At 50.6% G+C, this 13,396-nt stretch carries 11 protein-coding genes; 3 read left to right on the forward strand and 8 right to left on the reverse strand.

What is annotated here, in order from left to right; translation table 11 throughout:
* Positions 1-27 precede the first annotated feature (27 nt).
* Both AB6B37_RS12195 and AB6B37_RS12200 read left to right on the forward strand, forming a co-directional pair.
* Positions 28-1,317 (forward strand): Nramp family divalent metal transporter, encoded by a 1,290-nt coding sequence (locus AB6B37_RS12195; protein WP_371396088.1) that lies wholly within the window; start codon positions 28-30, stop codon positions 1,315-1,317.
* A 6-nt stretch (positions 1,318-1,323) separates the two neighbouring features.
* Positions 1,324-2,511: an AGE family epimerase/isomerase gene (locus tag AB6B37_RS12200; protein WP_371396089.1), complete on the forward strand. Its 1,188-nt coding sequence runs from the start codon at positions 1,324-1,326 to the stop codon at positions 2,509-2,511.
* Between the two features lie 19 nt (positions 2,512-2,530).
* On the opposite strand, the gene AB6B37_RS12205 is transcribed toward AB6B37_RS12200, so the two are convergent.
* The 7 genes from AB6B37_RS12205 to AB6B37_RS12235 form a co-directional block, all read right to left on the reverse strand.
* Entirely contained in the window at positions 2,531-3,496 is a 966-nt protein-coding gene (locus AB6B37_RS12205; protein WP_371396090.1) for a protein-glutamate O-methyltransferase CheR, read from the reverse strand.
* A 2-nt stretch (positions 3,497-3,498) separates the two neighbouring features.
* Positions 3,499-3,897 (reverse strand): response regulator, encoded by a 399-nt coding sequence (locus AB6B37_RS12210; RefSeq protein ID WP_371396091.1) that lies wholly within the window; start codon positions 3,895-3,897, stop codon positions 3,499-3,501.
* Entirely contained in the window at positions 3,897-5,129 is a 1,233-nt protein-coding gene (locus tag AB6B37_RS12215) for a hypothetical protein (protein WP_371396092.1), read from the reverse strand. Before AB6B37_RS12215 ends, AB6B37_RS12210 begins: the two co-directional genes overlap by 1 nt.
* Before the next feature lie 119 nt (positions 5,130-5,248).
* Positions 5,249-5,905 carry a histidine phosphotransferase family protein gene (locus tag AB6B37_RS12220; protein ID WP_371396093.1) on the reverse strand — a complete coding sequence of 219 codons (657 nt, stop codon included), beginning with the start codon at positions 5,903-5,905 and terminating at the stop codon, positions 5,249-5,251.
* Positions 5,906-6,044: 139 nt separating this feature from the next.
* The gene (locus AB6B37_RS12225) at positions 6,045-6,422 is read right to left on the reverse strand and encodes a YdbL family protein (RefSeq protein WP_371396094.1); all 378 of its coding nucleotides are present in this window, start codon (positions 6,420-6,422) and stop codon (positions 6,045-6,047) included.
* A gap of 7 nt (positions 6,423-6,429) precedes the next feature.
* Complete coding sequence (locus tag AB6B37_RS12230) at positions 6,430-6,636, reverse strand: YnbE family lipoprotein (protein WP_371396095.1); 207 nt, start codon at positions 6,634-6,636, stop codon at positions 6,430-6,432.
* A complete protein-coding gene (locus AB6B37_RS12235) occupies positions 6,633-9,992 on the reverse strand; it encodes a YdbH domain-containing protein (RefSeq protein WP_371396096.1) in 3,360 nt (1,119 codons plus the stop codon). Before AB6B37_RS12235 ends, AB6B37_RS12230 begins: the two co-directional genes overlap by 4 nt.
* 148 nt (positions 9,993-10,140) lie before the next feature.
* Here AB6B37_RS12235 and AB6B37_RS12240 point away from each other — a divergent pair, with 148 nt between their 5' ends.
* A complete protein-coding gene (locus tag AB6B37_RS12240; RefSeq protein WP_371396097.1) occupies positions 10,141-11,571 on the forward strand; it encodes a M23 family metallopeptidase in 1,431 nt (476 codons plus the stop codon).
* A gap of 43 nt (positions 11,572-11,614) precedes the next feature.
* On the opposite strand, the gene AB6B37_RS12245 is transcribed toward AB6B37_RS12240, so the two are convergent.
* Positions 11,615-13,240: a DEAD/DEAH box helicase gene (locus AB6B37_RS12245; protein WP_371398451.1), complete on the reverse strand. Its 1,626-nt coding sequence runs from the start codon at positions 13,238-13,240 to the stop codon at positions 11,615-11,617.
* Positions 13,241-13,396: the final 156 nt, after the last annotated feature.

The raw sequence follows: 13,396 nt of genomic DNA on the forward strand, positions 1-13,396 counted from the left end.
AGCTGCTCGACTATGGGGGATATCATCATGACACAACCACATGATACTGAAGCGGCGACCAACAGCACCTTCGGCCAGAAATTTGCCAAGGGCTTGGCTCTCTTCTTGCCGGGGATATTTTTGCTCGGCTTTAACCTTGGCACCGGGAGTGTCACGGCGATGGCCAAAGCAGGTGCCGATTACGGCATGAGTTTATTGTGGGCCGTTGTCGCGTCCTGTCTATGTACTTTTTTTATGATAAATTTGTATGGGCGCTACACGTTGGTGACAGGCGAGACGGCGCTTCAAGCGTTTCGTAAACATATTCACCCCGCCGTAGGTTTGTACTTTATCATCGCCTTAACACTGGGCGTATGCGGGAGTGTTATGGGCGTGATGGGCATTGTCGCAGAGATTTGTTATGAATGGTCAAAGACGGTTATCGACGGCGGTATTGCCCCAATTTACTTTGCCGCGAGTTTTTCAGCGCTCGTGTTCTTCATTTTCTGGAACGGTAAAACCCAATTTTTTGAACGCAGTCTCGCCGTTATTGTGGCCATCATGTCGGCAAGCTTTCTAATCAACTTTTTCATCATGATGCCCCCTCCCCTTGATATTATTAAAGGGTTGGTCCCCACAGTCCCAAAGGTCGCGTCAAGCGCAAGCGGCGGGCCATTGCTCGTAATCGCGTCCATGGTTGGCACAACAATTTTTTCTGGGCTATTCATCATTAGAACAACACTGGTGAAAGAAGCGGGCTGGACATTGAAAGATGCCCGCACCCAGCGCAATGACGCCCTTGTTTCTGTCAGCCTCATGTTTGTGATTAGCGCTGCAATTATGGCCGCAGCCGCTGGCACGCTTTATGTCGAAGGCCTTGGCCTGTCCTATCCGTCGCAAATGATTACCTTGCTAGAACCACTCGCGGGGTCATTTGCTGTAACTATATTTGCGGTTGGTATTGTGTCAGCTGGGGTGTCCTCCCAATTTCCAAATGTGCTGATGCTGCCGTGGTTGCTCTGTGATTATAATGATCGCCAGCGTGATATGACGCTACCAAAGTACCGTATTATGGTATTTTTGATTTCCCTGCTCGGCCTTGTGGTGCCGTTCTTTGGCGCACGACCCGTGCTTGTGATGATTGTGTCCCAAGCGTTTAATGCCGTGATATTACCCCTAACGGTGCTCTGCATTTTTTATCTATCTAACCGAAAGGATCTGATGGGAGTTCATAAAAATACGTTGATACCCAATATTGTCCTGACGTTGATTTTAGCCTTTTCGCTGTTCACATCCTTCATTGGTGTGAAAGGTGTCTGGCAATTGCTGTCTGCCTAAGTCGACATGACGCACAGCATCAAAAATATTGACTTTGAAAGCCCTAATTTCCTAGAGGCCCATGTCCACTCTACGCTCGCCTTTTATGAGCCGCGCGTCTTTTGCCCTGACGGCGGATTTTACGGGTGTTTTTTTGATAATGGCGAATGTTTTGATCCGGATGCACGGCAACTCGTCGGCAGCGCGCGCTATGTTTTTAACTACGCCACAGCCTACAGACTCTATAAAAATTCGCAGCAACTGGATTGGGCGAAATGGGGGCTGGATTATCTGACGACCGTCCATAAACAGGATAATGGTCATTATGCGTGGTTGATTGAGCGGAGCGTTGTCACCGACACCCGCGTTATGGCCTATGGTCATGCGTTTGTTATTTTGGCGGCCGCCGCCTGCCTTCGTGCCGGGATTACGGACGCGTTAAAAACGCTGCATGAGACCTTTGACTTTATGGAAACATATTTCTGGGACGAGGCCGCCAGCGCATATAGTGATGAGCGGGATGATACACTTGAAACTCTGTCACCTTATCGCGGGCAAAACGCCAATATGCATATGTGCGAAGCCTTACTTGCAGCATGGCAAGCAAACGGAGACGTTAAATATTTAGACAGAGCCGAACAGCTCGCGGATCGTTTTGCCTTTGATTTAGCATCCCAAAGTGACGGGCAAATATGGGAGCATTACGATACAAATTGGCAGGTCGATATGGATTATAATATCGACAACCCCAATGACCGTTACAGACCCTGGGGCTTTCAGCCGGGACACCAAACCGAATGGAGCAAGCTACTTTTAATCCTTAATGATGAACGCCCAAACGCAAAATGGATATCAAAGGCGAAAGCCCTTTACGACCGCGCGATGAAAACAGGATGGGATAAAGATCACGGCGGAATTTTTTACGGCATTGCCCCCGACGGCACTGTCTGTGCGTCCGAAAAGCATTTCTGGGTTCAAGCCGAGACCTTTGCGACGGCGTGGCGGTTATACCGCGCGACACATGATGAGACTTACCGAGACGATTATAACCGTATTTGGCGTTGGTGTTGGGATCATATGATAGACCACACATACGGCGCATGGTTTCGTGTCCGAAATCGTGACGGCTCCGTGATTGATAATAAAAAATCACCTCTAGGCAAAACGGACTATCATACCTTAGGGGCGTGCTGGGATGTGCTATCTGTGGGATAAACGTTCAACGCCTATATGCTTAGGCACTTGACGCTACTGCATCATTGTCATCATCCAGCGTATCATCCGAATAACGGCGGAGGCGGCGTTTCGCGCCTTCAAAATGGGTTTTATCAGATGGTTTTTTGATCGACGGATCTTCCACAACTTCAACGACAGCTTCACGTTTACGGTAAAGTGCCGTGTGATCGCCTACAACATCAAAACCGTAATTTAACTGCCCCAGTGTTTCTTCACTACCCAGTACCAAATAGCCGTTCGCTTGCGTCACTTCGGACAGGCTCCGCATCACGCGCACTTGGGCGGGCGCGCTGTACAAGGACAAGCGGTTACGAAACAATACGATATGAAATGCACCCAAATCATCAGGTTTAGACAGCAGATGAAAATCCTCAAATGAGAGGCGCTTGCGTAAGTCTTCTTTAACCACCCAATCTTCGCCGACTTTGTCAAAATACGTAATCAGGTCGCGAATGGGCAGGCCGCGTTGCACTTCAAAATGAGTGTAGCGTCCAGCGCGGGCGCGGTCGAGCGCGACAGACGGATAATCCACCCCAACAATTTCTATACCCATAGACGGGAAGCGGTCTTTGACCTTGTCAATTTCAATCGCCATGGACACAGGTTCTTGCCCTGATGAACAACCAAAGGACAGAATACGAATGGAGCCGCCTTTATACAACGGATGCAGCTTTGGCAGGCAGTGCTCGATAACGTAATTGAGACTATCGCGGTCATCAAAGAAATGCGTATCACGCTCTAAAAGCGACGAGACCACATGCACAGCCAACCGCGTTTGCCCAACTGAAAACAACTCATCCACCATATCGGGTAGCGTTTCAAACCCTTCGCGACGAGCGAGCGCGGACAAGCGCGTTTCTATCAGAAATTCATGATTATCGCCCAGCGAAATACCGGCCATCTCTAATGTCAGACGTTTTAAAGCCTGATAATAGCTAGGGTTAAGCGATAACGCACCGCTCATGATTATAGCAATCCTGCTTGGGAAAATTTGCTCTCGATGATGTCACTATCAAAGGGTTTCATGACATATTCATCGGCGCCGGCATCAAGTGCTTCGGCGATTTTCGTGACGTCACGCTCGGCCGTACAAAACACAACAATAGGCTCTTTAGCGCCGCCTTCGTGACGTAAGGCTTTAAGGAAGGTTAAACCGTCCATAACAGGCATGTTCCAATCCAAAAGGATAGCGTCTGGCATTGCGGCACGGCAAATGTCCAGCGCCTCTTGGCCGTTACCAGCCTCGACGGTTTCAAAGTTTAAGTCTTTGAGAATACGGCCTGCGACGCGGCGTATCATTTTGCTATCATCGACCACGAGGCAACGGCGCGCAGGTTTTGTATTTTGGACAAATGCATGGGCCATTACACAAGGCCCTCCGATAAAATATCACCGAGTGTTAAATCAGCGTCCAGCGTCGGCACATCCACTTTTGGGCTTTCCTTAACGGCAGGCTTAGCCAATTGTCGTGATAAGGATAAGACAAGCGTCGCAGATCTATCAGACAGCGTTGACGACAGTTCTCCATCAAGCGGGCCTAATGATTGGCGCAAAGCTGCATCATTAAAATCAAGTCCGACTGCCGTTGAAAGAGCAAAGCTAATAGACAAAGTTTTCGCGGTCCCGGTTGCGGTGACAGCAATATGGCCCGCCCCGGCTTCCCCGCGGGCTTGGCGAAGCTCTGGCCGTTCCAACCATTGAGATACAAGTCCATCAGCTAATGCGCTTAACACCGTATCAACGGCGGCGCTGCGCTCAACAGGGATATCTGTCTGACCCACTGCGCCGTATGACACGCTAACAATTTTATCAGATTGCCGCGCCGCGCGCAGGGTCTGGGTCGTAAAATTACGCATCACGGCTTCAAAGGGCACAGATGTTATTTTTGGTTTCGTGAAAACGGGCTTGGCAATAGGTGCCGAGGCCTTAACCTCAAGGTCTTCACTTGAAAGCTCTGATTTTGGCGCATCGGGCTTAACATCGCGCGTGTCAATTTTGGCAAGACGCATGAGCGCTGAGCGCTGAGCATCACTCTGCGCAAATTTCAGCAATGGCGTTAGCGTTTCTCTTGCCGTGGTAAAAGCCTCCGACGGTTCGATATCTAGCTCATCTGCAAATGTTTCGGCTGATACAATCTCTGACTCTGCAACAACGGGGGTATTCGCGTGACGGGCATTATCCAGCTCAGCTTCGACTTGCTCCAGCCCTGTGCCGTATTGCGCGATCAGTTTATTTAAGACGAGTATCTGACCTTGCCATTGCGCAGATTTTTCAAAGTCAGGATTATTTTTACTCATATCCAAGGCCGCATCAGCCGCACGGTCAATGGCGCGCGCGGATACACCTTTTGACAGGGTGATGATACGACCCAATCGTGCGGTAATGTTGGATAGGTTGTGATTGTCGGGGTCAAGCAAATCCGTGACGTCCGCCCGCGCCGCATCAACAAAAGCGCGTGACGCCAACAAATCATCGCCCGACATGGGGTCCAGCGCCTTGGGCGCTATGTCTTTTGTTCCCGCATGGCCTGCATCCAACACAGTTCTGCCCAACATCCCTTTTAGGGGCGACAAATCTATATGAGACGTCAGTGACATAGCGAACCTTGGGCAACGCATGAAAGAATCATGCCAGTGCCCTAAGGTCGCTTTAATTGGTTAAAAGGTCATAAAGGCGCAGCAAATATTTTACGGCGCGCGCCTGTAAATTAACGCTCTTAGACTGCGACAACTTTGGGCAAGGTCGCGCTTAGCGTTACAACATCATTATCAAAGCGGGCGTCAATCTGCCCTTTGGCTTCACGCACGATCATACCGGCATAAAAGGGCTGAATTGTGCGACCATCAAAGCCGATATCGGGCGCCTTACCCGCAAAGGTAATCGGTACAAAATCAGCAAGGCGCGCTTTATTACCCGTCGCTTTTAATGTCAGCGTCACGGTGTCATCACTCTCTTCGGGGGTAATATGTAGCTCTCCGCCAAACGGAATAGAGTTCACACCGAGCATAATCAGATTAAGCAGGAGCCGCGCAGCGGTTTTCTCCACGACTGATACTTTCGCGTCCCAAACCAACGTCACCTTGCCTTCGCCGTAAACGCCGTCGGCCAGTTTGATCAGCTCCGCCACGCCAATCATACCCGGCGCAGAACCCCCAGCACCAAAAGCAAGACGTAGATATTGCAATTTAGCAGAGGCTTGTCGCGCCGACGATTTGACCAAATTCATCGCGTCTTCATGCATATCGGCATTAGCGTCATCGCCTAACACCTCCAACGCCGTGCCAAGCGCGCCAACGGGGCTGACCAAGTCATGACAAATTCGCGCGCACATAAGGGCGGATAATCCAGCGGGGGTTAATTTCGTGTCTGACATGGCGGGCTCTTTATCGGGTTAAATTTTACTGACCTATAGAGTCATAAAATAATGATTTGCGCAAAGAAAAACCGCGCTTTGTTAGACAGTCTAAACAAAGCGCGGTTTATTGTTTGTTAACTTGGCGGTTAGGCCGTCACTATTTTGTAGTCCATCGTCCGCTGGCATCCATTATTTTTGTGCCAGAGGCCGCTTTGGCAATCTGCTTTTCACCGGATAGACGCGCCACAACATCAACGGAGACGCCCTGTTGCTGGGCCAAATTGGTGTAGACAGACTTGCGACCAATATTAATCGTGTTCATAGCACGGCGTTCCGCGTCATTAATCGTCGTGACAGCGTCCAGATAGCCGCCAATCGTCTCACCAATACGACCTTGGGCGATGGCTTGGTCAACAACGGCTTTCGCATTGCTTTGCGCGCTTGCCGCTGGGACATGCAGCACAGAATATGTGGCCAAGCCGCCGCCCGCTAAAGCGAGCGCTGCGAGTAAGCTGAGTGTAAATGTTTTCATCATGACCTCCTTAAAACAGGTCGGGGTTATTAGCGATCAGGTCTTCGACGTCTTTATCCAGTCGGACGCGCACTTGCTGATCAATTTTGACATTCAAGTTAATTTCTATCGGTTTATCTGGGGCTACGAGTTGCAGCTTTGGCTGACATCCCGTGGTCATTATCGCGCTTGCGCCGAGGAGCAGCACGCCCGCATAGGCAATTCCTTGTTTCATCATGGCTTTATATCCTTCTGCGTCTGAATTTGGGATGAACGCCCCGTTAATGCAAGGGGCTCATTTATGGTGTCATTTATGGCCGTATCATCTGCGCCCATATCAATATAGCCCTTTAATCTGTCAAAGCCGCTATCGACTTTTAGCCCGCGCAGTAGATTGACCAATTCACCGACGACATTGATATCAAAATCAAACCGTGTGCCCGCGAGGATTTTCGGGTTTCGTCCCTCAAATTGCAGGTTCACAGCCACTTCCCCGTCCAAAGCCCCGTTCAGCGTCGCGCTAAGCGATTTATACTCGAAATTGCGCAATGCGGTGAACGCCAAGTCTTTGCCGACATTATCGCCAAGGCTTTCGTCTTTGCGTACTTTTTGAAATTGTCTGTAGTCTTCCAACGTCACAAATTCTTCGGGGATAAGGTCCACCACCGACTTTAACTGCGGGGTCCGGTATTGGATGACGCCGCCGTCTTTGACTGACAATTGCCCGTTGTTAATGCTAACATTCACACCGGCGACGGTGACCGGGATAACGCCTTGCACATCGCCTGTTGCACTTAAGTTCTCTCCGCCGACTTTTTCTAAAAAGGCTGAAATAGACACGCCGTCAACACGCACAACCACATCGTTCTTAGGCGCGTCATAAATCCAGACGGTGGGATCGAGAGATAACTGCCCCCCTGCCAAAGGCCACATGGCGCTTTTGATTTTAATACCGTTATCAACCAACTCATATTTTATCACGCCGTCATTCAGCGCAAGACCCGGGTTAAAACTCTCCACATAAAGCGTTTGCTCGCCAGAAGTGGTGAGTGGGAAAAAAGAGTCAAAATTAATCTCTGTACTGACGCCTGAAAACGGCCCCGGCAATGTACCAAAATTAAGATCATCAACGCGCACACGCCCCGATGATGTCATCGGATTACCTGCCTTGAAAGCCAGATCAACAAAGGCAGAAACAGAGCCGTTTACATCGGCAATTTTACCTTGAAGTGATGTCACAAGGTCTTGCGGCTGTAACTTGCCCCGCTCAAAATACAGGCTTGGTACATCGACTTGCGCCGTACCGACACCGTCCTGCATCCGGTAGTCGATATTAATATCGGTGTCTTCCGCTTTTGGCAGAACCGTTTGCGCTTGGCCCGTAATCAGGCCCTTGTCATATTCCAGCGTTCCCTTGACCGGCAAAATAGGAAGGGTCTCGCCCGTCGTCATACGAATTAATCCAACAGTCATTTTAGGCGTTAACTTTGGGGCGCCGTAGGTCGCGCTAAATTGTTCGCTCGTCCCGTTTAGATTAAAGGGCATCTTGGTTACAATAAATTGCGGCGTGGTAACATCGGCCGCTGGCGCGCTGACCTTAATTTGCGTAGATTTATCCGCCGTCAAGACCGCCTCAACTGTCGCCGTTTCCGCGCGCATCACCGTATTAGGGCTGATGAAGTCATCAGTTTTCACCACGGCATCTCTTGCCTGCATAGCCCAGTCTTGACGGGCCGTTCCTATGCGCCCCTGCGCCGTGACGCTGCCAACATCAAGCGCAATCTTACGCTGGGTTTCCGCTTCTGTCAGGGTCGCTTTCAGATCCACCGCTACCGCGCTGAGTGTCGAGCCCTTATCGTCTCTTACAAACAAAGGAGTTTCACCGGCTTGTAAAGAAAATGTCGTGTCGGTCGCTGTCCAATCGGTTAATGTCTCAAACTGGCTGAGCCTCACGAGGGAGCCAGTTTTGGGCATAAAATCAGCCTTTAGCTTATCCGGGCCAAGGCTAACATCTAGCCGTCCATTTGCCATCAAGCCTGTCGCGAAACCACCTGGCACAGGGCCGTCAAAATCAATCGGACCGCGCAAGGTCAGACGGCGCGTAGCCCCGTCCTCATAAGTCATATCAACACTGGATGGTGCCAGGTGCACGTCACGACCCGCTGTCTTTGCTAGCCAACTGGTTCTTCGATCTAACCGCGCCGATACGGCGTTTAAACCGTCAAAACTAATCCCGTCATCAGAGGCAACGACCGCGCTGAGGCTCTTGACGCTAACAGGGTAACGCCCGACCATAGACAAATTCGACGCGATTTTAATGCGCGCGGATGCTTTATTAAAGACGTAAAGCGGTAGCGTATCATCAGGACTAATCGCGATTTTGGTTCGCTTGCTGGTGAGGTTTAATGGCGCGCTTAAAGAGACAGTGGTGTCTGCATCGTCCCACTCAATAAAGCCTTCGCCCTCTATATTCGCCCCATCTAACACGGCCCGAAAGTCCCCGCGCAAGCCGCCCGCAAAGGCCTCTGTAATCGGTGTTGCGGATAGCGTATCAAACAAGGTGATTTTATCCGCCATATCATTGGCCAGAACGGTGTCCTTCACGGCCGCCATATCGACAGACGCAGCCCAATTGCCGCTTATATTGGCAAGGCGCTTTAAATCCATATCCAATGCGATACGTCCGTACCAGTCAATCTCGCCAGCCTTAGTAGTGAAGCGGTTCGTATCAAGACTATCAAACCCCAAAGCCGCAGGGCCGCTAATATCAAAACCCGCGCGGGTATCAGCGGTTAGCTCAGCCTTAAGCGTGGCGCCTTCAACGCGACGCGCGCCCATCATCACGCGCGGCATATCCGCGTCTAATTTCACATCCCAAAGGGGACCTGCCCGGCGCAGCTCAAGCTCACCCTCTATCGTCGCGGACATATCTTCAAAACGCAGCGTTGTTTGGCTAAACCGCAAATCAGCGGCTATGGTATCGATACTCATCACTGTGATTTCGCCAGCGCCGTTCACAATACCATAAGGGCTACTGACCGTAATTTCGGCATCATTGAGGATAATCCCGTCCTTAGGCAGCGTTGTGCCTTGACCAGAGGCATCCGTTGCGGGCATCCAACCATCAATAATTTTGCCTTGTGCGTCGATTGTCACGGCCAATTTAGGGCTATCCAGCACCAGTTTTTTCACCGTGCCCCCCAAAGCCTCACGCCATTCATAATCAGCGGTGATGCGCTTTGCTGAAAACAGAGGTGCACCATTTGCGCGCAAATCAATGTCTGATATCACGGCGCCCGTGCGGCTCATGCGCTCAATAGACAAGGTTCCGTCAATGCCTTGCTCAGAGAGTGCGCCGATAAAGATATCCTCAATAAAGCTATAGCGGTTTGACCAGGCGTAAGCCGCCGCAATCATCACCAAAAGAAGAACAGTAAGAAACACCCAGCCCAACGCCCGCCATACCGACCATCGTCGGCTCCGTTTTTCGCGCACGACTGCACGTCTCGCAGAGCTGTTTGCCGCGTCGTTGGGTGGGGTGATAATCGCGTCTTCTGTCATGCAGTGAGCAGTATCCACAGATATGGCAGCCAAGATTGACCGCCAATAGCGTCAGACTATCACAGCCACAGCGGGGGTCACTAGCGAAGATATGACCAAAATTTCAGTTGGATTTTAACGGATCATTAGGCATAAGCAGACAGAATTTGAATTCATTTCCACCGAATGCTAAACGGGCACCATGACATCACGATTCCCCGATCCAGATTTGCCAGATAACCGAAGTTTGAAAGCGGCTGTATCACAACGCGTTAAAGCCTTTTTTGTGATGAACAATACGCGGATTTACGCAGATAAACGCTTTTATTTTCTGGGTGCGATGGCCGCATCGGCGTTGGTTTTGGGTTTTGCTCTTCCAGATGATAAAACACCACCACCTGCCGCCAACGCTATGGCGAGCGTCCTACCCAGCTTTGATTTAACCCGTGACGATCTATTCCTAGAAGAAGGCCGATTTGACGCGCTGAGCGAGACACATTTGACGCTGAAATCCGGACAAAATCTTGGACCGCTTTTACAACAAAACGGCGTATCACCTCAAACCGCATATAAAGTTACACAAGCGTTTGGCAGTGTTTTTGATCCCCGTAAACTACGTGCTGGGCAAAATTTCGCTCTATCATTTGACGGCGACACACTTACCGATCTGACCTTTAAGCCCAATGTCGATACGACAGTCTTTGTGTCACGCGGTGACGGTGATAATTTTAGCGCTAGGCAATTAACAGCCGAGCTTAAATTTGATCGTATGCGTGTGAGCGGCACAATTGAAAACTCGCTTTATCTGGACGCATCACGCCTTGGCGCGCCTGACAAAGTTATACAGCAATTTGCTAATATCTATGAATATTCGGTCGATTTTCAGCGCGACATTAGAAAAGGTGACGCCTTTGAGCTGTTCTTTGAGGTGTCCCGCGATCACAACGGCAAAGTCGTCAAAGCCCGTAACCTGCTATTCACCAGCTTTAGTCCGCGCGGTAGAACAATGGATTATTATCTCTTTGAAGATGATAAAGGGCGCGAAAATTTTTACGACGCAGACGGCAAAACAGCCAAGCGTAAATTACGCGCAACACCTGTGAACGGTGCCCGCTTATCATCAACCTATGGCAAACGGCGTCATCCCGTGCTGGGTTACCGCAAAATGCATAAAGGCGTTGATTTCGCGGCCCCGCGCGGCACACCAATTATGGCGGCAGGCAATGGCACGGTTGAGCGCGCGAACCGCTTTGGATCTTTTGGGAACTACATCAAAATCCGTCACTCTGACGGTTACCAAACGGCCTATGCTCATCTAAAAGGCTTTGCGCGCGGCATTAAAGCTGGCGCTTATGTCACCCAAGATCAGATCATTGGCTATGTCGGCACGACAGGGCGCAGCACAGGCCCACATTTACATTATGAAGTGCATAAAAATGGCCGAGCCATCAATCCGCGTACACTCAACCAACTATCAGGCAAACCGATTGCAAAAAAAGACCGCCCCGCCTTTGATGCGCGTCGCAAAGCAGTTGACGCTATGCGTGCAGATTATGCCAAAGCGGACTTAGTCGCAGAAGCTGCGCCCATCGCCCTACCCGCAGGTTATGGTGTGTTGGCCGCCCCCAACTAAAAACAGCTTACTGAGAGCCACGCCGTTTGGGACTACCCTAGAATCAACGAGAGCCACGCCGCTTGGGCGGGGCATCACCGCCGCGGTTACCACCATTATCAGGGGCTTTGCGCGTTGTGCGTTTGTGGCCGGGCTTTGACGCAGATGGAGATTTAGACGGACCTTTAGGGGCAGAAGCGCCGGCTTCTGATTTACCCTTAAATCCGGATGATTTTGCTTTGTTAAAATTGCGTTTTGGCGGACGGCCATCACTTGATTTACTTCCCTCACCTTTTGGCGCGTTATCGCGTCGGCGTTGGGCACGGGACCCATCAGGATTACGTGTATCTTTGCCTGGCCGGTGGTCACGTCGAGGGGCATCGCCCGCCGATTTACGCGCGTCTGGGTTTATCGCGCCCATAACATCAGCCTTGGCCGCTTCGGCTTTTTTCTTAAAATTCTTACGCCGCTTTTTATCTTTGCGAGGATCAACAGCCCCTTTGGCTCTTCTGGGGTCATCGCTACGTTTGTGATCACCCGGATCTTTGGGTATAGCCACGGGCTTTAATCGCGCGATATCTGCCACAGATTTGTTGAAATTGTCTGGCAACTTTAAAACGGGCAAAGTCTGTTTAATCAGCTTTTGAATATCTTTCAAATAAGGCTGCTCATCTGGTGCCACAAAAGAAATAGCAAGCCCAGACCGCCCCGCTCTCGCCGTGCGGCCTATGCGGTGCACATATTGATCGGCCACATTAGGTACGTCGTAATTGATGACATGCGTAATGCCTTCGATATCAATACCGCGCGCGGCAATATCAGTCGCCACGAGGACTTTATTCGTCCCTTTACGAAAACCGTCGAGAATGCGCGTACGCTGTCCTTGACTTTTATTCCCGTGAAGCGCCGCAGAGGTTATACCTGCCGCCGCTAATTTTTTCACAATACGATCGGCACCGTGTTTCGTGCGCGAAAACACCAGTGCACGGTCATAATCTGCATTTTGCAGGGTCAGCACCAACAGCGCTTGTTTTTCCTTTTGGTTTACGCGGTAGCTTTGCTGTTCAACACGTTCCGCCGTCGTCGCAGCGGGCGCAACAGACACTGTTTTGGGATTAGTCAAAAATTGCGCCGCTAGTTTTGAGATTGATTTCGGCATAGTGGCCGAGAAAAATAGCGTTTGGCGTTTTTGTGGCAGGAGCGGCACAATTTTACGCAGCGCATGAATAAAGCCCATATCCATCATCTGATCGGCTTCGTCTAGAATCAGGACTTCGACATCAGACAAGCGTAATGCTTTTTGCTCGATCAAATCAATCAAACGGCCAGGCGTCGCAACAATGACGTCATTACCGCCAACCACCGCTTTGATTTGACCTCGCACAGATGCCCCGCCAAAAATGGTCGCAACAGACAGATATTTGAAATGCTGACCATAGGTTTTGAACGACACCGCAATCTGTCCAGCCAGTTCCCGTGTTGGCGCCAAGACCAAGACGCGCGTACCCCGTTTGGGCGGCGCAATGTCTTCTTTTAAAAGATAGTTCAAAGTAGGCAGCGCAAAGGCGGCCGTCTTTCCCGTACCCGTCTGCGCAATACCCAGCAAATCAGTACCCGCATTAACGATGGGAATAGACTGCGCCTGAATGGGGGTCGGTGTCGTATAACCTTGCTCTGTCAGGGCTTTCATCAACGGCTCTGCAAGGCCAAGGTCTTTAAATTGGAGGTTTTTTTTAGTTTCGGTCACAGTATCTTTCTAATCTTTGCCCGCGCTTAGGCCTGTGCGCGTGCTACGTCAAGCAATCTGCGCTGTGATATCGTGCGGTAGCCTTGCTAATAGGGCCTG

It is taken from the genome of Fretibacter rubidus (assembly GCF_041429785.1).
Taxonomy (GTDB): Bacteria; Pseudomonadota; Alphaproteobacteria; order Caulobacterales; family Maricaulaceae; genus Fretibacter; species Fretibacter rubidus.

Bases quoted from the DNA above. Each gene is read 5' to 3' on its own strand.
- AB6B37_RS12215 (WP_371396092.1), bottom strand. From the start codon at position 5,129: ATGTCACTGACGTCTCATATAGATTTGTCGCCCCTAAAAGGGATGTTG.
- AB6B37_RS12200 (WP_371396089.1), top strand. From the start codon at position 1,324: ATGACGCACAGCATCAAAAATATTGACTTTGAAAGCCCTAATTTCCTA.
- AB6B37_RS12195 (WP_371396088.1), top strand. From the start codon at position 28: ATGACACAACCACATGATACTGAAGCGGCGACCAACAGCACCTTCGGC.
- AB6B37_RS12240 (WP_371396097.1), top strand. From the start codon at position 10,141: ATGACATCACGATTCCCCGATCCAGATTTGCCAGATAACCGAAGTTTG.
- AB6B37_RS12210 (WP_371396091.1), bottom strand. From the start codon at position 3,897: ATGGCCCATGCATTTGTCCAAAATACAAAACCTGCGCGCCGTTGCCTC.
- AB6B37_RS12230 (WP_371396095.1), bottom strand. From the start codon at position 6,636: ATGATGAAACAAGGAATTGCCTATGCGGGCGTGCTGCTCCTCGGCGCA.
- AB6B37_RS12220 (WP_371396093.1), bottom strand. From the start codon at position 5,905: ATGTCAGACACGAAATTAACCCCCGCTGGATTATCCGCCCTTATGTGC.
- AB6B37_RS12205 (WP_371396090.1), bottom strand. From the start codon at position 3,496: ATGAGCGGTGCGTTATCGCTTAACCCTAGCTATTATCAGGCTTTAAAA.
- AB6B37_RS12225 (WP_371396094.1), bottom strand. From the start codon at position 6,422: ATGATGAAAACATTTACACTCAGCTTACTCGCAGCGCTCGCTTTAGCG.
- AB6B37_RS12245 (WP_371398451.1), bottom strand. From the start codon at position 13,240: ATGAAAGCCCTGACAGAGCAAGGTTATACGACACCGACCCCCATTCAG.